The 21,586-nt window shown below is 56.4% G+C and carries 20 protein-coding genes; all 20 read left to right on the forward strand.

Annotated features, from left to right (window positions below; all coding sequences use genetic code 11):
- Positions 1-13: 13 nt before the first annotated feature.
- Positions 14-1,423 (forward strand): lipopolysaccharide biosynthesis protein, encoded by a 1,410-nt coding sequence (locus ACFPU0_RS01610; protein ID WP_377691043.1) that lies wholly within the window; start codon positions 14-16, stop codon positions 1,421-1,423.
- 16 nt (positions 1,424-1,439) lie between these two features.
- Entirely contained in the window at positions 1,440-2,729 is a 1,290-nt protein-coding gene (locus tag ACFPU0_RS01615) for an oligosaccharide repeat unit polymerase (RefSeq protein ID WP_377691044.1), read from the forward strand.
- Between the two features lie 895 nt (positions 2,730-3,624).
- The gene (locus ACFPU0_RS01620; RefSeq protein WP_377691045.1) at positions 3,625-4,374 is read left to right on the forward strand and encodes an acyltransferase; all 750 of its coding nucleotides are present in this window, start codon (positions 3,625-3,627) and stop codon (positions 4,372-4,374) included.
- A gap of 25 nt (positions 4,375-4,399) precedes the next feature.
- Entirely contained in the window at positions 4,400-5,335 is a 936-nt protein-coding gene (locus ACFPU0_RS01625) for an NAD-dependent epimerase/dehydratase family protein (protein ID WP_377691046.1), read from the forward strand.
- A complete protein-coding gene (locus ACFPU0_RS01630; RefSeq protein ID WP_377691047.1) occupies positions 5,332-6,516 on the forward strand; it encodes a glycosyltransferase family 4 protein in 1,185 nt (394 codons plus the stop codon). The genes ACFPU0_RS01625 and ACFPU0_RS01630 overlap by 4 nt, the downstream gene beginning before the upstream one ends.
- Before the next feature lie 20 nt (positions 6,517-6,536).
- The gene (gmd, locus tag ACFPU0_RS01635; RefSeq protein ID WP_377691048.1) at positions 6,537-7,658 is read left to right on the forward strand and encodes a GDP-mannose 4,6-dehydratase; all 1,122 of its coding nucleotides are present in this window, start codon (positions 6,537-6,539) and stop codon (positions 7,656-7,658) included.
- A 2-nt stretch (positions 7,659-7,660) separates the two neighbouring features.
- Positions 7,661-8,638: a GDP-L-fucose synthase gene (gene fcl / locus ACFPU0_RS01640; protein ID WP_377691336.1), complete on the forward strand. Its 978-nt coding sequence runs from the start codon at positions 7,661-7,663 to the stop codon at positions 8,636-8,638.
- Complete coding sequence (locus ACFPU0_RS01645; protein WP_377691049.1) at positions 8,638-9,846, forward strand: glycosyltransferase WbuB; 1,209 nt, start codon at positions 8,638-8,640, stop codon at positions 9,844-9,846. The genes fcl and ACFPU0_RS01645 overlap by 1 nt, the downstream gene beginning before the upstream one ends.
- A 5-nt stretch (positions 9,847-9,851) precedes the next feature.
- A complete protein-coding gene (locus tag ACFPU0_RS01650) occupies positions 9,852-10,322 on the forward strand; it encodes a GDP-mannose mannosyl hydrolase (protein ID WP_377691050.1) in 471 nt (156 codons plus the stop codon).
- 30 nt (positions 10,323-10,352) lie between these two features.
- Positions 10,353-11,762, forward strand: coding sequence for a mannose-1-phosphate guanylyltransferase/mannose-6-phosphate isomerase (locus ACFPU0_RS01655; RefSeq protein ID WP_377691051.1), 1,410 nt, complete (start codon positions 10,353-10,355; stop codon positions 11,760-11,762).
- Positions 11,763-11,878: 116 nt separating this feature from the next.
- Positions 11,879-12,250 (forward strand): hypothetical protein, encoded by a 372-nt coding sequence (locus tag ACFPU0_RS01660; RefSeq protein ID WP_377691052.1) that lies wholly within the window; start codon positions 11,879-11,881, stop codon positions 12,248-12,250.
- Between the two features lie 240 nt (positions 12,251-12,490).
- Positions 12,491-13,594, forward strand: a complete 1,104-nt coding sequence (locus ACFPU0_RS01665) for a polysaccharide biosynthesis/export family protein (protein ID WP_377691053.1) — start codon at positions 12,491-12,493, stop codon at positions 13,592-13,594.
- An 11-nt stretch (positions 13,595-13,605) separates the two neighbouring features.
- Positions 13,606-14,262, forward strand: a complete 657-nt coding sequence (locus tag ACFPU0_RS01670; protein WP_377691054.1) for a YjbF family lipoprotein — start codon at positions 13,606-13,608, stop codon at positions 14,260-14,262.
- Positions 14,259-15,029: a capsule biosynthesis GfcC family protein gene (locus ACFPU0_RS01675; protein WP_377691055.1), complete on the forward strand. Its 771-nt coding sequence runs from the start codon at positions 14,259-14,261 to the stop codon at positions 15,027-15,029. Before ACFPU0_RS01670 ends, ACFPU0_RS01675 begins: the two co-directional genes overlap by 4 nt.
- A complete protein-coding gene (locus tag ACFPU0_RS01680; RefSeq protein ID WP_377691056.1) occupies positions 15,026-17,116 on the forward strand; it encodes a YjbH domain-containing protein in 2,091 nt (696 codons plus the stop codon). Before ACFPU0_RS01675 ends, ACFPU0_RS01680 begins: the two co-directional genes overlap by 4 nt.
- The gene (locus ACFPU0_RS01685) at positions 17,113-17,508 is read left to right on the forward strand and encodes a teicoplanin resistance protein VanZ (RefSeq protein WP_377691057.1); all 396 of its coding nucleotides are present in this window, start codon (positions 17,113-17,115) and stop codon (positions 17,506-17,508) included. Before ACFPU0_RS01680 ends, ACFPU0_RS01685 begins: the two co-directional genes overlap by 4 nt.
- A 188-nt stretch (positions 17,509-17,696) precedes the next feature.
- Positions 17,697-18,761: a dTDP-glucose 4,6-dehydratase gene (gene rfbB / locus ACFPU0_RS01690; protein ID WP_377691058.1), complete on the forward strand. Its 1,065-nt coding sequence runs from the start codon at positions 17,697-17,699 to the stop codon at positions 18,759-18,761.
- Positions 18,758-19,630, forward strand: coding sequence for a glucose-1-phosphate thymidylyltransferase RfbA (rfbA, locus tag ACFPU0_RS01695; protein WP_377691059.1), 873 nt, complete (start codon positions 18,758-18,760; stop codon positions 19,628-19,630). The genes rfbB and rfbA overlap by 4 nt, the downstream gene beginning before the upstream one ends.
- A complete protein-coding gene (gene rfbC, locus ACFPU0_RS01700; protein WP_377691060.1) occupies positions 19,627-20,172 on the forward strand; it encodes a dTDP-4-dehydrorhamnose 3,5-epimerase in 546 nt (181 codons plus the stop codon). Before rfbA ends, rfbC begins: the two co-directional genes overlap by 4 nt.
- On the forward strand, positions 20,169-21,041 hold the full coding sequence (rfbD, locus tag ACFPU0_RS01705) for a dTDP-4-dehydrorhamnose reductase (RefSeq protein WP_377691061.1): 873 nt from the start codon (positions 20,169-20,171) through the stop codon (positions 21,039-21,041). Before rfbC ends, rfbD begins: the two co-directional genes overlap by 4 nt.
- The last annotated feature ends 545 nt before the right edge of the window (positions 21,042-21,586 follow it).

A 21,586-nucleotide genomic window follows, 5' to 3' on the forward strand; every position in this document is an offset into this window, starting at 1 on the left:
CGACGGCAGTTTCATGGCTAACATTGACAACCCGATAGTTTCACGCTTTATACGTGGTTTAGGCGCCAATGGGGTAACCCAACTCAGTCAGATCATCATGAGGCTGGCCGAGATCCCATTGATGCTTACGTTCTGGGGCGCTAGCGGATATGGTGAATGGCTAATGATCATGGCGCTGCCGACGGCGTTACTACTTAGCGATGGTGGAATCACAAAAACTGCTCAGCGCGAGATGATAATGTGCGCAGGACGTGGTGATTTCTTACATGCTGCATCCGTATTTCAAAGTACCTGGGCCGCACTACTACTACTCTCTCCAGCAATAATTTTGCTAGTTGCTGCTTCCGGCCATTTCCTTCCCGTTCACGCCTGGCTAAAAATTCAGTCAATCTCGAGTGACGAATTCGTTTATACAATCACCCTACTAACCACACAGGTCCTAATCCAATTTCAGTGCTCCCTCTTAAGAGGAATTTTTTCGGCAAGAGGCCGTTATGCAACAGGTGAGCTTTATCAGACGCTTTCAACAGTCATCTCTTTCACTTTGATGGCAATTTCTGTTCTAAATGGAGGAGACATGGTTCAAGCTTCCGCATGCTTGATGCTAGGCAGCTTGGCAGGCTACATTTTAATTTACATCCGCGCACATACTTTAGACCGCGAGATCCGTTATGGATTGAAACACTCATCACTATCCACTGCCAAATCATTAGCACTGCCTTCCCTGGCAAACATCGCATTCCCTCTAAGCGACGCAATAAATATGCTAGGCACCAGACTTTTAGTCGGAGTACTACTCGGGCCAGCTTCATTAGCTACTTTTTCTTCATTACGGACCCTGTGTCGCCTTGCACTTCAGCCCGTTCTTTCAGTTGCACGAACGATAGAGCCTGAATTTGCACTTGCTTACGGATCCGGAAATTACGAGCGCGTCAGAACTCTATTAGTAAAAGGAAGCCAACTAGCAGCTTGGTTTTCCGCCCTACTATGCCTAGCCATGCTTATAATTGGCCAGTATGCATTTGAAATATGGACAAAAGATCAACTTAAATTTGACTGGATAACGTTCTCAATCCTCTTGCTAGCATCGTTTATTAATGCCTTCTGGAGCGTTTCTCTTGCCCTAGTATGCAGTACCAACCGCCACCTAACGCTTTCCCTGGTATACTTTTCAACACAAGGACTAATTTGCATCGCTACGGCCTGGGCATTCACAAGCAAATTTGAGCATCTTGGCCCAGCAACCGGGGTAGTGCTGGCTGAAGTCATGACCTGCATTGCAACTGTCATGGCTGCCAGCAAGCTGACCGGCCAACCCATTTGGCCATGGATCAAGAGAGTATTCACACCCTCTCTCGATGAATTTAAGTACATCACCAGATACAGAAAAGAGAAACTCATACTGAGTCCTTCCGACAAATAACCCGACACAGACTCAGATGACTATACTTTTTCTTGGCCTTTCAACGCTAATATTCCTATCCTGCGCCACAGCAATTATTCTCAACAAACGCTGCGGAATGGCTGCATTACTTTTCTCGATTTACCACATACTTTTCTTTCTAATCCCTGGAATTATACACAGCCACAGTAATATATTCCCCTTTTATGGACTCTCATATAGCGAGAACATTCAACTTGAGGGAGCACTAATAACCTTTACTTTCACAATATTTGTCTGGATTGGTTACTTCCTCACGCCAGGAAAGCCACAGGAGATCAGACACCCTCCCAACATCTCTACTCTAGGATCAAAAGGTTTTCTCCTAGCAATACTGATCCTTTTGACAATTCAGCTTTTTAGCATATCTTCCATTGGAATAAACAATTTCATTGTTAAAAGATCTGACTTTGACCGAGATGCATTCGGCTCCAGCTTTGCCCTCCGCGAGCTTTTTCTGTTGCTAGCTAGATCAGCATCATTTGCTTGCCTAGCTCTGGCCATTTACTTCAGAAAACTAATAAAAATAACCATAGCTAGATATCTAATACTACTTTCCTCAACGACTACATTCTTAATCATCAACTATCCGTTAGCTCTGCCACGATTTGTCATCTTCTCATATCTACTTTTCTTTATTTGCATCTACCTACCGGCCACAAAAAAGCTAAAATGCATTGTGTTTTTGGGTGCCATGGGAGGGGTCACAACGATCTTCCCATTCATCTCACACATCACACGAGGCGAGGGGATTTTCAAGTTTGACTTGATCAAATACTACGGAAACAGCGGCGATTTCGACGGATTCCAATCCCTACTAAATGTTGTAATGTATGTTAAACATGCCGGATTCAGTTGGGGACACCAAATTTCCGGGGCAATATTTTCACTTGTTCCGCGCTCAATTTGGAGCAGCAAGCCACTTCCAACCGGGGCCATCGCCGCAGATCACGTAGGCTACGACTACGTGAATATTTCATCTCCAATTGTCGCCGAGTTATTTATGGATTTTGGATACTTCGGCGCCGTCATCTTTGCCATGGTCACAGGATACTTTGTTAGAACTATCGACAACACGATATCCGGCCATAACCGCCCACCGACCTTCATCAATCTGTTCATAAGCGCCACATTCATTTCATACCTTGTCATAGTTATGCGAGGCCCATTGATTGGAGCAGTCAATCATTTTTACATTGAAGCCATTATCATAAGCGCTGCAATTTTTATTATTACCAGCAAATTATCCCTATCAGGCTCATTCAAGATCATAAGAGTTGTGCGATGAAAAAGCCCATTGCCTTGTTCGTATTCAACAGGCCAAATCACACACTACACACACTAGAGTCACTTTCACTTAATCCAGAGTTTTGCGACTCCCAACTTTATATTTTCTGTGACGGCGCAAGATCAGAAAGAGACCTTTCTTCAGTCACTGAAACACGCTCAACGGTAAAAAACTTCCCCCACCCCAACAAAATAATTTATGAGTCCCCAGTAAACAAAGGACTTAGTGCCTCTTTAGCATACGGTATCTCCCACGTACTTAATGAGCATGAAAGCCTGATCGTAATCGAAGACGACCTGGTTGTGTCCCAACACTTCTTGCAATACATGAACTCTGCACTTGAAATATATGCGGACTCCACGCAAGTAATGCAAGTCTCAGGGTACATGTTTCCAGTTCAGACAAATCAACCTCTCGGCTCGTCCTTCTTACCTTTTCCAACGTCTTGGGGCTGGGCTACTTGGCGACGAGCTTGGGCGCACATGAATGAGGATAGACATCTAGCATCCTCTCTTCTAAAGAGGAGATGCTGGCGTCACCGATTTGATCTAGGGTCTGTATATCCGTACTCTCGAATGCTAAATAATCGTTTAAAGAACAAAAACAACTCCTGGGCAGTATGGTTTTACTTTAGCCTATTTAATAACTCTGGACTTGTCCTATACCCAAACACTACCCTTGTGAAAAACTCAGGCTTTGACGGTTCGGGTACGCACTGCAAAGCCGAAAGACTCGATAGCACAGAGTTTGCCCTTTCCCCTGTAATCGAATTCCCCGAAAAAATACTAGTGGACAAAAGCTTCTACTCAAAAGTCAAGAAGAGTCTGAAAGTACAACGTGGCGCATTGCGCAATTTCGCCGATTGGCTTTGGCGCGCTTTCGGAAGAACGGTAAGATGCACAAAATAAAAATCAAACTATTGAACCTTGCCAAGAGGTACGCATCCCTGTCGTTTCTAGTCGCTTATTCTTGGGCCCTAGCCAACGCGTTCATCGCCATTTTTTATCGACTAAAGTATTTAGGCAGAGTCATTCTGCCCTTTAGCGTTAAACTAATTGGAATAAGAAAAATAAGAATCGGCTCAAACACCTCAATCGGCGCAGGTTCTTGGTTAAACGTAAACGATCGAAAAAGCCAAAGCCCGCACGTAATTTCGATCGGGGAAAACTGCATAATAGGTAGAAATAATTTCTTCTCAGCAGGAGTGGAGATTGAAATAGGTGATTACTGCCTAACAACAAACAACTGCTCATTTATTGGCAGTACCCATATATATGAAAACCCGATGATCGCTTATAGCTGCACCGGAACCAAACAGTCTGACCACATTACAGTTGGGGCAAATTGCTTCTTTGGGTACGGGGCCCAGGTCATTGGCAATGTAAAAATTGGGCACGGCTGCGTCATAGGATCTGGCGCCGTTGTCAAGAAAGACATTCCACCATTCTCACTGGTAGTCGGCAATCCAGCTAAAATCATAAAAAGATATGACTTTGATCAGAAGTCCTGGGTCCCCTGGCCAGCAGGCACTCATTTTCGAGAAGGTCCTGATGAGGCCGAGTATTTAAGCCTTCTCAAATCAGAATCCGGTTTCATACTTCAACCGGTCTCCGTAGTCAATTCGATGCTTTTCGATGTTCGCTAATCTCTAATTCCAGGAGCCGTCACCTTTGATCTTTTTTATTACTGGAGCAAAAGGCTTTCTCGGCCGGCATCTTTCACGCCAGTTAGGCAGCATTAACGGTAACATTGTGGTTGGCCTAGGGCACGGTAATTGGGCGCAGCAGGAGTACTCGCAGTGGGGCTTGAAAGACTGGGTAGACGGAGATATAAGCCAAGCCAACCTGAATCTACTTGCCGAGCGCCATGGAGCTCCAACCAGCATCTTTCACTTAGCTGGCGGAAGTTCTGTGGGCCCCTCACTTCATGACCCATTACGTGACTTTGAACGCTCAGTAGTAAGTACCGCCAATGTTTTCAACTGGATCAAGTGCCACTCAACTTCAACATCTGCAATCTTATCTTCTAGCGCAGCCGTATATGGATCCGGGCATTCGGGAGCAATAATCGAAAACGCCGAACTGAACCCATACTCTCCGTACGGTGCCCACAAGAGGATGTGCGAGCTTACTTTCGAAACATATGCAAAATCCTTTAACCTAAAATCAATAATAATAAGGTTTTTTTCAATCTACGGCCCAGAGCTAAGAAAGCAATTACTGTGGGATATCTGCACAAAACTCAGCACACAAGAAAACCATTTAATTCTCGGAGGCACAGGCCATGAACTCCGGGACTGGCTCCATGTCGAGGACGCATGTAGGCTTTTGAGCACCGCTATGCAGCATGCTTCTAATTCTTGCCCAATAGTGAATGGGGGCACCAACCATGGAACAACAGTCAGAAGCATCGCCGAAACTATAATTGACCTCTGGGGAAGCTCATCCAGCCTAGCCTTTTCAGGCTTATCGAGGCCAGGTGATCCTCCATGTCTGGTGGCCGACACCTCGCTCTCCAGGGCATTTGGCTTTGAGGCTTCCAGAGAGTTGACCCACGGCCTGGATGAATACGTAAGCTGGTTTAAAAAAGAGCTAAGAAATAAGTGAAAATAGCATTTACTATTTTTGGCGGAACGGCATGGACAGGTGGCATAAACTATCTAAGCAACATCCTCAGCGCCATAAGTGAGAGTCCAAGCAACAATCTAGAGCCTGTTCTTTTTCATGCGCCTGACGCTGACCCTTCGGCCATTCAGAAACTAGCCCACCATCTTTCTTCCCCCCCTATAACCATAGATGAGTGGGGAAATAAAGACCCCCAAAAACTCAAAGCTAGAGTAGCTAGCATTCTATGCAACTCTGCAGCAGAGCGACACTTCACTCGCCAAGGAATCGATGTAGTCTTCCAGAGCGGCGTCTGGTACGGATTACTTTTCCCAATTCCGACCCTTGCTTGGATTCCAGATTTTCAGCACAAGCATCTACCATATATGTTCGGGCGATTGAACAACCTGAAAAGAGACATTGGATACGCTGCACTGAGCCACTCTGCAACTAGAATATTAGTAAGCAGCGAAGATGCACGAAAAGACTGCGAAACTTTCCTGCCGAAATCCAGATCAAAAATTTCCGTCCTACCCTTTAGCGTGAAGCCTAGCACTGAGATCAATAATCTCAACAGGGCGATCATCGCCAAAAAATACTCACTACCCCAAAAATACTTCTACTTACCTAATCAGTTCTGGAAGCACAAAAATCACACTGCAGTTCTTGAGGCGCTGCGCCACCTAAAGCATCGCGGAAGAAAAGATATTGCAATAGCCGTAACTGGCAACCCCAATGACTTCAGAAACCCTGAACACCCGCGAAACATCTTCGACGCCGTCGAGAGAAATGATCTTTCAGAAAGCTTTAGATTTCTAGGGATGATCCCGTACGAGGATATATCCTTACTAATCCGCGGCAGCATAGCTGTAATCAATCCATCTCTTTTCGAGGGATGGAGCACAACCGTCGAGGAAGCAAAATCGCTTGGCGCCCCGCTGATACTTTCCGACCTACCTGTCCATCGTGAACAGGCAGGATCTGAAGCGACCTACTTTGATCCGCATGACCCAATCGCTCTAGCAGATATCCTTATAAACACTTACGATACCTCACTTTCAATTTCTGACAAGCAAAGACTTGAATCAGAATTCATATCTCACCAGAAATACTTAGAGTCCAGAAAGAATTTCTCACTAAAGATAACCGAAATCTTTAAACTCACAGCATCTTCAAATAACTAACACCTCTAGGAGAACATCAAATGTCCAAGAAGGCGCTCATCACCGGCGTTACCGGCCAAGACGGCTCTTATCTTGCAGAATTCCTGCTCGAGAAAGGCTATGAAGTTCACGGCATTAAGCGCCGTGCCTCGTCTTTCAATACGCAGCGTGTTGATCACATTTACCAAGATCCGCACGTAGATAATCGAAACTTCGTGCTGCACTATGGCGATTTGACAGACTCGTCCAACCTCACTCGTATCATTCAGGAAGTTCAGCCCGACGAGGTTTACAACCTGGGTGCTCAATCCCACGTTGCAGTGAGTTTCGAGTCCCCCGAATACACGGCTGATGTCGATGCCATGGGTACGCTGCGAATCCTCGAAGCCATTCGCCTGCTGGGGCTGGAAAAGAAGACTCGCTTCTATCAAGCATCTACCTCTGAACTGTACGGCTTGGTCCAGGAGATTCCGCAGAAGGAAACCACTCCTTTCTACCCGCGTTCACCCTATGCTGTCGCCAAGATGTATGCCTACTGGATCACGGTGAACTATCGCGAGGCCTATGGCATGTATGCCTGTAACGGCATTCTGTTCAACCATGAATCGCCGCGCCGTGGTGAAACCTTCGTAACCCGCAAGATCACCCGTGGTCTGGCCAACATTGCGCAAGGTCTTGAGCAGTGCCTGTACATGGGTAACATGGATGCCCTGCGTGACTGGGGACATGCGAAAGACTATGTACGCATGCAGTGGATGATGCTGCAGCAGGAGCAGCCGGACGACTTCGTGATCGCCACCGGCGTGCAGTACTCCGTGCGTGAATTCATTCGCTGGTCGGCAGCCGAGCTTGGCGTTTCCCTGCGCTTCGAAGGTGAAGGTGTCGACGAAATGGCCATCGTTGAGCGCATCGAAGGGGACAACGCACCGGCACTCAAAGTCGGCGACGTTATTGTTCGCGTCGATCCGCGTTACTTCCGCCCTGCTGAAGTCGAAACCTTGCTGGGTGACCCCACCAAGGCCAAGCAGAAGCTGGGTTGGGTTCCGGAAATCACCGTTCAGGAAATGTGCGCCGAGATGGTCCGCGAAGACCTCAAGGTTGCTCAGCGCCATGCACTGCTGAAGCAGCACGGCCACGAAGTGCCGGTAGCCGTGGAGAACTGATGATGGCCCGTGATCTTGACCAGACCATCTTCGTTGCCGGGCACCGGGGGATGGTCGGTTCCGCGATCGTTCGGAAGCTACAGGCTTTGGGCTACGGCCGCGTAATTACCGCGACTCGAGACGAGTTGAATCTGCTCGACCAGAAAGCGGTGCACACCTTCTTTGCGTCGCATCGGATAGATCAGGTCTACCTGGCCGCTGCCAAGGTGGGTGGTATTCATGCGAACAACGTGTACCCAGCCGAGTTCATCTACGAGAACCTGATGATCGAGGCCAACATCATCCAGGCGGCACATCTGTCAGGCGTTCAAAAGCTGCTGTTCCTGGGATCTTCGTGCATCTACCCCAAGCATGCCGAACAGCCCATGGGTGAAGAGGCATTGCTGACAGGCATTCTTGAGCCGACGAATGAGCCGTATGCGATCGCCAAGATTGCGGGGATCAAACTCTGCGAAAGCTACAACCGCCAGTACAGCCGCGACTACCGTAGCGTGATGCCGACCAACCTGTACGGGCCGCACGACAACTACCATCCCGAAAATAGCCATGTCATCCCGGCCTTGCTGCGCCGCTTCCATGAAGCGACTAAGCGCGGCGATGAGGAGGTGGTGATCTGGGGTAGTGGCAAGCCGATGCGCGAGTTCCTGCATGTGGACGATATGGCCGCGGCCAGCGTCCATGTCATGGAGCTGGACAAAGCTACCTACCAGACCAATACCCAACCGATGCTCTCGCATATCAACGTTGGAACCGGCGTGGACTGCACCATTCGCGAGTTGGCTGAGACCATTGCGAAAGTTACCGGCTTCACTGGGCGCCTGACCTTCGATGCCGGCAAACCAGACGGCACACCAAGGAAGCTGATGGATGTGTCGCGTCTGAAAGCCCTTGGCTGGCAAGCCAGCATCAGCCTGGAGGATGGCCTTCGCGATGCCTTCGCCTGGTATGTCGAGCACGTAGACCAAGCACGGACGCGCTGATGAAGATCCTACTGTATGGCATCAACTACAGCCCGGAACTGACCGGTATCGGCAAGTACAGCGGCGAAATGGCTCGCTGGTTCGCCGAGCAGGGGCATGAAGTACGGGTGGTGACTGCCCCACCCTACTACCCCGAGTGGAAGATCCGGACAGGGTTCGAGTCGAAGCGCTTCATGAAAAGCACAGAGGATGGTGTAACCGTCATTCGCTGCCCGCTTTATGTGCCTGCGAAGCCCAGCGCCCTTAAACGCATACTGCATCTGGTCAGCTTTTCCTTGTCCTCGTCTCTGGCGATGCTGGCGCAACTCCGCTGGAAACCAGACATGGTCATGCTGGTGGTGCCGACCCTGTTCTGTTCGCCACAGGCCCTACTCGTGGCCAAGCTGACCGGCGCGAAGTCCGTGCTGCACATCCAGGATTACGAAGTGGATGCACTGTTCGGACTTGGCATTGCGCGAGGCGGAATGCTCAAGCGATTCGCCTTCGCCGTGGAGCGGACGATTATGCGTGCCTTCGATAAGGTGACGACTATCTCCAGTGGCATGTTGCAGCGTGCTCGGCAGAAGGGTGTCCCACCAGAAGACCTGCTTTTCTTTCCGAACTGGTCTGAGGTTGGTCGCTTTAGAGACGTAGATCGGTCGCCATCCATGCTTGAGCGCCTGGATGTCAGCTTGAGCAAGAAAGTGCTGCTCTATTCCGGCAACATCGGGGAAAAGCAGGGCCTGGAGACGGTCATAGAAGCGGCCGAGCGACTGCAGCATCGACACGACCTCGTGTTTCTGATCGTTGGTGAAGGCGCGGGAAAAGCACGCTTGCTGGATCTGGTGAAGCAAAAGAGACTGGACAATGTGGTATTCGGCCCATTGCAACCCTATGAAGATCTGCCATCGCTGTTGGCATCGGCAGATTGTCATCTGGTCATCCAGAAACGGGGAGCGGCCGACGCAGTGCTTCCGTCAAAGCTGACCAATATCCTCGCGGTGGGCGGCAATGCGTTGATTACTGCAGACCCGGAAACCAGCCTGGGATTGCTTTGCCGTGAGCATCCCGGCATCGCAACGCTCGTTGAACCGGAGTCAGTCGCTGCATTGATCACCGGTATCGAGCAGGCGCTGGCAATGCCATCGCCCAACGTTGTTGCCACTGAGTATGCGCGCGACTTTCTCGATAAGGACAAGATCCTGAAGCGCGTTCTGGCCGAGGTTTGACACAGATGTGGCTTAACAGTGAAACCTTCCGCAATGTGGTGGCATCGACTCCATTGGTGTCGATCGATCTCGTGGTGCAGAACCAGGAAGGATCCATTCTCCTGGGTCAGCGCCTTAACAGGCCAGCCCAGGGCTTCTGGTTCGTGCCTGGCGGGAGAATCCTTAAGAACGAGTCCTTGGATGCAGCATTCAGCCGGCTCACCGATGTAGAGCTTGGCCGCCCCTTTCAACGCGGCCAGGCCCAGTTGCTGGGCGTGTATGAACACTTCTATTCCGACAGCATTTTCGCCGACCAAGGCGACGGCCCGGATACGCATTACGTCGTGCTCGGTTATCGAATCGTCCTACCCACCACGGAAACGCTGCAGCCACCTCACGCTCAGCACGATCGGTACCGCTGGTGGACGCCCACCGAAGCCCGCTTGAGTGCTGAGGTCCATGACAACACCAGGGCATACCTGGACGCCCTGCGGTAACTCGCAAAAGAACATTAAAGGACGCTCAATATGTTTCTCCCAGTAATCATGGCTGGTGGTTCTGGCTCGCGCCTTTGGCCCCTGTCGCGCCAACTCAATCCAAAGCAGTTCCTGGCACTGGCCGACGCGGATCTCTCAATGTTGCAGGCCACCATCAAGCGCCTAGAGGGTTTAGGTAGTGGCCTTCCTAGCCTGATTTGCAACGAGCAGCACCGCTTTCTGGCCGCAGAACAGCTGAGACTGCTGGGACTGGAACAGGCCAAGATCCTGCTTGAACCTGTTGGCCGCAATACCGCTCCAGCCATTGCTTTGGCTGCGTTGCAAGCATGCGAAGATGCAGATGATGCGATTCTGCTTGTGCTGGCAGCGGATCACCTGATTCAGGACGTAGAAGCATTCCAGGCCGCCATTCAAACCGCTCTGCCTCTGGCGGATGCCGGGAAGCTGGTCACCTTCGGTATCGTGCCGACCCACCCGGAAACGGGCTATGGCTATATCGAGCGGGGCAACCAGGTAGGCGACGGTGGCTTTGCAGTGAGCCGTTTTGTGGAGAAACCGAATCTGGCAACGGCACAAGATTATCTGGCCACCGGCAGCTACTACTGGAACAGCGGGATGTTCATGTTCCGCGCCAGCCGCTATCTGGAAGAACTGCAGCAGTTCCGCCCTGACATTCTTGCGGCTTGCCGCAAGGCTTTGTCCGGAGGCACACAAGACCTGCACTTCACCCGCGTTGATACGGCGGCTTTTACCGAATGCCCTGAGGACTCCATCGACTATGCCGTCATGGAGAAAACCCGGGATGCGGTCATGGTACCGCTGGATGCCGGCTGGAGTGATATCGGCTCATGGTCTGCGCTCTGGGATGTGAGCGAAAAGGATGAGCAAGGCAACGTCTTCAAAGGCGACGTGCTCGACCAGCGCTCACGCAATACCTATGTGCATGCCGACAACCGGCTGGTTGCGACCGTGGGCGTCGAAGACATGATCATTGTGGAAACCAAGGATGCTGTCCTGGTTGCCCATAAAGACCATGTACAGGATGTGAAAAAGATCGTTGACCAGCTCAAGAATGGCGCACGCGAAGAGCATATCAACCACCGCGAGGTTTACCGGCCCTGGGGTATGTACGACTCCATCGACAACGGCCATCGCTACCAGGTCAAGCGCATCACCGTGCAGCCAGGTGCCAAGCTCTCGGTGCAAATGCACCATCACCGCGCCGAGCATTGGATTGTGGTCAGCGGGACCGCCAAGGTCACCAATGGCGACAACACCTACCTCGTGACCGAAAACCAATCGACATACATACCGATTGGACAAGTTCATGCGTTGGAAAACCCTGGCGTTATTCCGCTTGAACTGATCGAAGTGCAGTCGGGCTCTTATCTGGGAGAGGACGATATTGTGCGCTTTGAAGACAAGTACGGCAGGGCATGACCCGTACGCCGTGAGCAATTAGCTGGCGGTTTCCAGCTTGCATTGCACACTATTTATCCATACCCTTTGACACCAACCGTTCCTTAGGGACATCCGCTCACAAAAGGAGCATGAACGTGAAAAAACTTCTGGCACTTGCCGTCATTGCCAGCCTCAGCACTCCGCTGATGGCTGCTACTCCCGCCGCCGCTGGCGCTGCCCAGAACGGCACCGCCAACGCCGCCACCAAGTCGGCAACCGGCGCCCAAAACGCCTCCAAGGCCTCCAACGCCATTGCCAACAAGCCTGGCGCCACCCAGGGCCTCAGCCTTTCCACCCCGGTCGCGGGCGGCATTACCGTAGGCACTGGCCTGGCCATCGGCGCTGCAGCCATTGCGGCGGGCGTAGCTGCTTCCAGCAGCGGCGGCGGCGGCAACGACAACACCCCCGGCACTGGCGGCACCACTGGCACCACCGGCACTACCGGTACCACTGGCACCACCAACTAAGCCCTGCGCTTAGCCGCTGTACCCCGAAACCTCCCAGCTGTGCTGGGAGGTTTCGCATTCGGGCTGTAACTTCCGGCCCCGGTTGATCGTCACACAAGCCCAGCCCGTGTGCGCGTTGCGCACAGCCTTGCGGCATGCTCCCGCTGGCCTGGCCATCGACTAAATACCACAACCCATTATTTCCGATGCTGGCATAGCGCCTTTGGCGTTGCCCGCCTCAATGCACAAGAACATCCGACCATGACTCGCGCACTACCTTTGGCCATGCTGCTTGGCCTCACCCTGCAAGGCTGTATGTTCTCCCCTGGCCAACACATGGATTCTGGCAATCTGGTGCGCGAAGGCTCGCCGGAAAGCAGCCGCATCGAACTGGTACCCATTACACCGAAGCTGGTGGCCATCGAGAACGGCATGAACGGTGCGAAGGTGGCACCTGAGCTGTTGAGCTATCAGCCCGAGGAATACCGTATCGGCGCAGGTGACCTGGTCTACATCACTGTGTGGGACCACCCCGAGCTCACCGCGCCTTCCGGCCCACAGCAGCAGATCGAAGCCAACGGCCGCCTGGTGCGACCTGACGGAACCTTGTTCTACCCCTATGTGGGCAATGTAGAAGCCGCGGGCAAGACTATCGAAGAGCTTCGGGCCTACATCGCCGAACGAATCACCAGCGTGGTGACCGAGCCTCAGGTGGATGTGAGCGTGCTGCGCTTTGTCAGCCAGAAGGTCATCCTCTCCGGCGCCTTCGGCAAGACTGGCCAAGTGCCGATTACCAATACTCCGCTCAGCCTGCTGGATGCCGTCGGCCAAGGCGGGGTTCAAGCAGGTGCCGCAGATATCTCTGGCCTTATCCTCAAACGCGATGGCCGTGAATTCGTAGTTGATTTGGATACGCTGAACCGCAAGGATTCGGTTCTGCATAGCATCTACTTGAAGGACGGAGACCAACTGCACCTGCCCTATAACGACCAGAAGAAGGTCTATCTGCTGGGTGAAGTCAATGGCGCTCGCCCGCTCACCTTCAAGGGCAGCAATATGAGCCTTACCGAAGCCCTGGGCAACGTCGGTGGTCTGCGCCAGGAAACCTCCAGCGGCAAGGAGGTCTATGTGATCCGTGGTGTGGATGACCTGCAGAAAGATGTGGCCACGGTGTACCAGCTCAACCTCAAATCGCCTTCGGCCTTTATCGTGGCCGAGCACTTCAAGCTGCAGCCGCAGGACGTGGTGTACGTCGGCCCGGCCGATGTCACCCGCTGGAACCGCTTTATCAGCCAGGTATTCCCCACTGCCAACCTGCTTCGCACCGGGGTCGCCATTCAGGATGATATGAGCGACAACAACTGAGAGCCAGTGACGTGAAGATAACGCGCCTGGCCATGCTGCCCCTGGCGGCTCTACTCAGTGCCTGCAACCCGTTGATGACGGCCAGCCTGGATACCTTCAAGGCTGCCGTGCAGGGGCCTGAGCCCCTGGAGCTGACCCGCGAGCAGGTCGATGCCGTTCCCTATTACCAGATCGTGGTCACCGCCCCCACCGGGGAGGCGGTGATGGCGCTGGTGCGCCTGCAGGAAGGGGTGGAGTTCTGGCTCGCCTCGACCCAGCAGGTGCTTATGATGCAGGACGGCCTGGCCATCCGTTCCGTGGGCTTCAACGACAACCTGGACGGTACGCGCTTTGTCAGCGAATCGCCCTTCCGCACCGGCCTGCACCGCATCCCGGATGGCCTGCGTACCGAGCGCCAGGTGGATTTTGCCGGGCGCTACCAGATGGGTGTACAGCTGATCAGCCATTTCGAGAAGCAGGGCCTGGAGACCGTGCGCATCCTCGATCGCGACCTGGAGTTGTTGCGCGTCGATGAGCACATCGAAATACCCGGCCTGGGCTTCTCGGCCCTCAACCAGTACTGGGTGGACCCCGCCGACGGCTTCATCCTGGCCAGCGTCCAGCATGTAACCCCCGAGCTGCCTTTGCGCATCATTCAGGTGCGCCCGATGAAACCGAACGCACAATGAGTCTTCCCGCATCCTGGTTGCTGCTTTGCAGCGCCCTGTTCGTTTGCGCCGCCAGCGCCGCCCCTACCGTGACGGTCGAGGGTGATGCTGCCGAGCCTGGTTCCTATTCCATCACTTCAGAAACGCGCCTCCATGATGTGCTGCTGCCAGCGCAAGTCAGCCCCAATGCCTACCTGCTGGGTGCTGCCTGGCTGCATAACCCGCTGCGGGAGAAGCAGACGCGCCTGAAGCTTGGGGTGCTGTTCGACCTGGCCACCCTGGAGCGTAATGCGCTGCTGGATAACCGCCCGGCCCTGGCCGAGCTGGCCAAACGCCTGACCGACAAGGTGCAGGGGATGCCGGTAACCGGCCGCCGCCTGGCCGTGCTCGACCCGGTTAAGGTGGAGCTGAACCGCGAGTACAACCCCGTGCTCAGCGCCGGTGACCGCCTGCTGTACCCGCCAAGGCCCAACTTTGTAAGGGTGGAGGGCGCCGTGGCGGCGGAGTGCAGCTTGCCCTTCGAGCCGTTCAAACCCGCACGGGACTATCTGGCGGCCTGCCCCCGGCATGCCGAGGCTGACCTGGATGAGCTTTTCGTGGTCCAGCCGGATGGCCAGGTGCAGCGCCAGGGCATTGCCCTGTGGAACCGCCAGGAGGCGCCGCCACCGGCGCCTGGTGCACGCATCTATGTGCCCGTGCGCAGTGCTGGCCTGGGCGACTCGACCCCGGACCTGAATGCGGAGCTGGCGGCCTTTATCGGTACCCAGCCGCTGGAGGTGGCCCGATGAAGCGCCACTTCCTGCCCTGCCTGTTGCTGGGCTGCACTGTCTGCGCCCAGGCGGAACCCCGTTACACCCAGAACGACTTTGGTGGCGTTGGCTTGCTGCAAACGCCTACCGCACGTATGGCGCCGGCCGGTGAGCTGTCGGTGAACGCCAACCGCACTGACCCTTACAGCCGCTATAGCGTCTCCTTCCAGCCCTTCGACTGGCTGGAGGGGAGCTTCCGTTATACCGCCATCAGCAACCGCGACTATGGCCCTGAAAGCCTCAGTGGCGACCAGAGCTACAAGGACAAGGCCGTCGATGCCAAGGTCCGCCTGCTCAAGGAAAGCCACTGGCTGCCGGAAGTGGCATTGGGTGCTCGCGACGTTGGTGGTACCGGCCTGTTCTCCAGTGAATACTTTGTCGGTAACAAGCGCCTGGGTGATTTCGACCTTAGCCTGGGTCTGGCCTGGGGCTATATCGGCAATCGGGAGGATATCGACAACCCCGTCAGCATCGTCCTCGGCGACAAGTTCGATGAACGACCGGCCGCAACTGGCACGGGTGATGTCAACAGCAACCAGTACTTCCGTGGCAGTCCGTCCTTTTTCGGCGGCGTGAACTACCAAACGCCGTGGGACCCCCTGTCCATCAAGCTGGAATACGAAGGCAACGACTACAAGAACGAGCCGCAGGACAACAACCAGGTGCAGGACTCCCCCATCAACCTGGGCCTGGTGTTCAAGGCCGGGGACTCGGTAGACCTACATGCCGCCTGGGAGCGCGGCAATACCGCGATGTTCGGCATCACCCTGCACACCAACTTTGCCACCCGCAAGGCGCCGGCCAAGACCTTCGACCCGCCGGCCGAACCCGTGCAGGCCAGCATGCCCAAGGTGGCGCCTGAAGATGTGAAATGGGCCGGCGTGGCCCAGCGCCTGCAGAAGAATGCCGGCTACCGGGTGGAGCGCATCGCCCAGCGCGACTCGGAGCTGATCGTCTATGGCGAGCAGACCCGCTACTTCCACCAGCCCAAGGCGGTGGGCCGCGCTGCGCGCATTCTCGACAACAGCGTGAACGACGAGATCGACTGGTTCACCGTTGTGGATAACCGCAACGGCGTGCCAGTGCAGGAGATCAGCCTGCCCCGCGAGACCTTCCGCGAGGTGGCCCTGAAGGATCGCCCGGTGGAAGACCTGCGCCGCACCACCGAGCAGAATGCGCCGGTGCCGCACCAGGAAAAGGAACTGTTCGCTCAAGAGCTGTCGCCCTTCACCTATGGCCTGGGCCTGGGCTACAAGCAGAACGTCGGCGGCCCGGATGGCTTCCTGCTCTACCAGTTCACCGCCGACCTCACCGCCGAATACCGCTTCCAGCGTGACCTCTGGTGGAACGGCATGCTCAGCGGGAACCTGGTGAACAACTTCGACGACTTCAAATACACCGCTCCGAGCAACCTGCCACGGGTGCGCACCTTCCTGCGTGAGTACATGACCACCTCGGACGTGACCATGCCCGTCTTCCAACTGAACAAGGCACGTCAGCTGGACGAAGACCTCTACGGCATGGTCTACGGCGGCTACCTGGAATCGATGTTCGCGGGTGTGGGCGGCGAGTTGCTGTATCGCCCCATGGGCGAGCGCTGGGCCATTGGCGCTAACTGGAACTGGGTGCAACAGCGTGACTTCGAGCAGGACTTCGGCCTGCGCGACTACAACGTGATGACTGGCCATGTGACCGGCTACTACCGCTTGCCCTTCGAGGACATCCTCGCGGCTGTCAGCGTGGGCCGCTACCTGGCCCGCGACTACGGCGTAACGGTCGACCTCTCGCGGGAGTTCCGCAATGGCGTGCGCTTCGGCGGCTTTGTGACACTCACCAACGTCACACAGGAAGAGTACGGTGAGGGCAGCTTCAGCAAGGGCATCTACTTCTCGATTCCCTTCGACGAGCTGATGGCCAGCTCCACCATGCGCCGGGCCAACCTGGCATGGACGCCGCTGACCCGTGACGGTGGCGCTTCCCTGGGCCGCAGCTACTCGCTCTACTCGCTGACCGAGGGACGCAACATCGACTTGTTCCACAACAACTTCGACAAGGTGGTGGAATGAACCCGCTCTGGGCCACCCGTCTCGCGCGCCTGGCATTCTGCGCCGTGCTGCTGGTGATCCTGGTGGCCGGGCTGCGCAGCGACCCGGTGCCCGAGGCCTTCGAGAACCAGGACAAGCTGCACCATTGGATAGGGTTCGCCTGCCTGACGTTGAGCGCCTGGCTAGCCTTCCCCGGGGTGGGCTTGCGCTGGTTGGCGTTGGGCAGCCTGCTGGTTTCCATCGGGGTTGAGCTGGGACAGGAACTGCTGCCCCTGCGCACGGCCTCGATGGGCGACATCGCGGCGAATGTCATCGGCGTGCTGTGTGGCATGGCGGTTGTGCTGGTACTGCGCCGGCTCTGGCCCTGGGGGCAGGTCGATTACGGCGCGAAGGCGGAATCGGACGCGCTGTAAGGGGCCCGGGTTGGCAGGTGGCTGGGCCGGCCGGATAATTCGGCTGTTCGTGCTCGCGCCCCGTGCCAGGGGCGGGCGTCGCAGAGTCCAGCTGTCGCACCGCAAAAGGGCATATCATTCTTGAGCTTTTGCCCGGGACCAAGCACCCTCCGGCCTTCGAACAACCTCCTGCCATCAAAGGAAAGTACATGCGAATCCTGGTTACCGGTGGTGCCGGCTTCATTGGCTCGGCACTGATCCGCTATCTGCTGACGGAGACGGACCACGAGGTCCTGAACCTGGACAAGCTGACCTACGCCGGCAACCTCGAGTCCCTGGCTGCGGTTGCGGACAACCCGCGCTACCAGTTCCTCCAGGCCGATATCGCGGACAGCCAGGTGGTTGGCGAGGCCCTGGCCCGCTTCCAGCCCGATGCGGTGATGCACCTTGCCGCCGAGTCCCATGTGGACCGTTCCATCGACGGGCCGGCCGCCTTTATCCAGACCAATATCGTCGGCACCTACAGCCTGCTGGAGAGCGTGCGCGCCTACTGGCTGGGCCTGGACGCCGAGCGCAAGGCGGCCTTCCGTTTCCACCATATTTCCACCGACGAGGTGTATGGCGACCTGCACGGCGTCGACGACCTCTTCACCGAAACCACGCCCTACGCGCCCAGCTCGCCCTACTCGGCCAGCAAGGCGGCGTCCGACCACCTGGTCCGCGCCTGGCAGCGCACCTACGGCCTACCCGTGCTGCTGACCAACTGCTCGAACAACTACGGCCCCTATCACTTCCCCGAGAAGCTGATTCCGCTGATGATCCTCAACGCCCTGGAAGGCAAGCCGCTGCCGGTCTATGGCAACGGCCAGCAGATCCGCGACTGGCTGTTCGTCGAGGATCACGCCCGCGCCCTGCTGGAGGTGGTCACCCGCGGTGAGGTGGGCGAGACCTACAACATCGGCGGTCACAACGAGCAGAAGAACCTCGACGTGGTCCGTGGTATCTGCGCCCTGCTGGAAGAGCTGGCGCCGCAGAAGCCGGATGGAATCGCCCGCTTCGAAGACCTGATCACCTTCGTCAAGGACCGCCCCGGCCATGACCTGCGCTATGCCATCGACGCCGGCAAGATCGAGCGCGAACTGGGCTGGGTGCCGCAGGAAACCTTCGAGACCGGCCTGCGCAAGACCGTGCAGTGGTACCTCGACAACCTGGAATGGTGCCGTCGCGTGCAGGATGGCAGTTACCAGCGTGAACGCCTGGGGGCTTCCGTATGAAAGGGATAATCCTCGCCGGAGGCTCCGGCACCCGCCTGCACCCGATCACCCTCGGCGTATCCAAGCAGCTGCTGCCGATCTATGACAAACCGATGATCTACTACCCGATCTCGGTGCTGATGCTCGCCGGCATCCGCGAAATCCTGGTGATCTCCACCCCCCATGACCTGCCGCAGTACCGCGAGCTGCTGGGCGATGGCAGCCAGTTCGGGGTCCGGTTCACCTTTGCGGTGCAGCCGTCGCCGGATGGCCTGGCCCAGGCCTTCCTGATTGGTGAAGAGTTCATTGGCCAGGATGCGGTGTGCCTGATTCTCGGCGACAACATCTTCCACGGCCAGCACTTCACCGAGAAGCTCAAGCGCGCGGCCAGCCATCCGAGCGGCGCGACGGTTTTCGGCTACTGGGTGAACGACCCGAAGCGCTTCGGCGTGATCGAGTTCGACAGCGAGGGACGGGCGGTTTCCATCGAAGAGAAGCCCACACAGCCCAAGTCCAGCTATGCGGTGACTGGCCTGTACTTCTACGACAACGATGTGATCCGCATCGCCAAGGAGGTCAAACCCTCCGCGCGGGGCGAGCTGGAGATCACCGATGTCAACAACGCCTACCTCGAACGGGGCGACCTGCGCGTCGAACGCTTTGGCCGTGGTTTCGCCTGGCTGGATACCGGCACCCACGACAGCCTGCTGGAAGCCTCCCAGTACGTGCAGACCATCGAGCATCGCCAGGGGCTCAAGGTGGCCTGCCTCGAAGAAATCGCCTTTCAGAACGGCTGGATCGACAAGGATAAGTTGCTGGCCCAGGCCAAGGCCTTCGGCAAGACCGGTTATGGCCAGTACTTATTCAAACTTGCAGGTGAACACGCATGAAAGTGATTGCAACCGAACTGCCGGACGTATTGATCCTGGAGCCCAGGGTCTTCGGCGATGAGCGCGGATTTTTCTATGAGAGCTACAACTCGCGCGTGTTCGAGGAGCTCACCGGCCTGAAGCCGGATTTCGTGCAGGACAACCATTCGAGCTCCCAGCGCGGCGTGCTGCGCGGCCTGCACTATCAGGTGCAACAGGCCCAGGGCAAGCTGGTGCGCGTGGTGCAGGGCGAGGTCTTCGACGTGGCGGTGGATATCCGTCGTAGCTCGCCCACCTTCGGCCGCTGGGTCGGGGCCCGTCTGTCTGCCGAGAACAAACTCCAGATGTGGGTGCCCGAGGGCTTCGCCCATGGCTTCCTGGTACTCAGCGAGACAGCCGAGTTCCTCTATATGACCACCAACTACTACGCGCCGCGGCACGAGCGCTGCATCCGCTGGGATGACCCGGATCTGGCGATCGACTGGCCGTTGGCCGGGGCGCCGATCCTGTCCGCCAAGGACCAGGCAGGCGTTGCCCTCAAGGATGCGGACCTGTTCCCATGAAGGTCCTCATCACTGGCAACAATGGCCAGGTCGCCCGCGAGCTGCAACTGAGCCTCGCCGGCAAGGCCGAGGTGGTCGCCCTGGGGCGTGACCGGCTCGATCTGGCCCAGCCCGGGCTGATCCGCCAGCAGGTACGTGCCGAGTCGCCCGACCTGCTGATCAACGCCGCCGCCTACACGGCGGTGGACCAGGCGGAAAGCGAGCCTGAAGCGGCCTTCGCCATCAATGCCACCGCGCCCGGCGTGCTGGCGGAGGAAGCGGCTGCCCTCGGTATCCCGCTGTTCCACTACTCCACCGACTACGTCTACGACGGCGACAAGTCCGCGCCCTACCGCGAAGACGACCCGACCAACCCCCTGGGCGCCTATGGCCGCAGCAAGCTCGCCGGCGAACAGGCGATCCAGGCCGTCGGCGGTGCGCACCTGATCCTGCGCACCAGCTGGGTCTATTCCCTGCACGGGCGCAACTTCCTGCTCACCATGCAGCGCCTGCTGCAGGAGCGCGAGGAGCTGCGCGTGGTGGACGACCAGATCGGTGCGCCGACCTGGGCGGGCAGCATCGCCCAGGCCACTGCCCGGCTGGTGGAACAGTGGCAGGCAGGCAACCGTCATTGGGGCGTTTACCACCTGACCAACCAGGGGGAGACCTCCTGGTTCGGCTTCGCCAGCGCCATTGCGGAAGAGCTGAAAGCTGCGGGTAAGCCTTGCGCGCGATTGGTGGCCATTCCTTCCAGCGAGTACCCGACGCCGACCAGGCGGCCGCTCAACTCCCGTATGGACGGCAGCAAGCTGGCCCGCGACTGGCAGGTGACCCTGCCGGACTGGCAAAGCGCCCTGGCGGAGTGCCTGCGGCCGCGCACCAGTTCGTAGGACGGCGTAGAGCGAAGCGAAAACCATCAGCCCTGTCCGCATGGGTATCGCAAGCTCGCGGAACGCCGCCCGCCCCATCCGAACGGAACGCGGAGGAGCCCAACGATCCGAGCTCCCCGAGACACCGCGACGTTGGGCTTCATCAAGTGTTGAGACCGGCTGTATCCCCTGTAGGAGCGAGCTCTGCTCGCGAAGTGCTCCGGTTCGCGAGCAGAGCTCGCTCCTACGAGGTGCTTGGCAAATCGTCGCCCAATGAAATCCAGGAGCGGCAGTCGGACTTTCCCCGGATTTCATCCGTAGAGCGAGCGAAACCCATCGATCCGACAGCATGGGTTTCGCTCCGCTCTACCCATCCTACAGGGGAGTCATGTGGCAGTTGGTAGCCCGGATGCGATCCGGGGGCAGAGGTACCGCGATTCCCGGTTTGCCAGTTCGTGGATAGGTCGCACAGCCCACCAGAAGTCTCGCAGAATGTGCCGCGCACCAGTCCGTAGGATGGCGTAGAGCGAAGCGAAACCCATCAGCCCTGTCCGCATGGGTATCGC

Source organism: Pseudomonas sp. GCM10022186, assembly GCF_042656385.1.
In the GTDB taxonomy this organism is placed as follows: domain Bacteria; phylum Pseudomonadota; class Gammaproteobacteria; order Pseudomonadales; family Pseudomonadaceae; genus Metapseudomonas.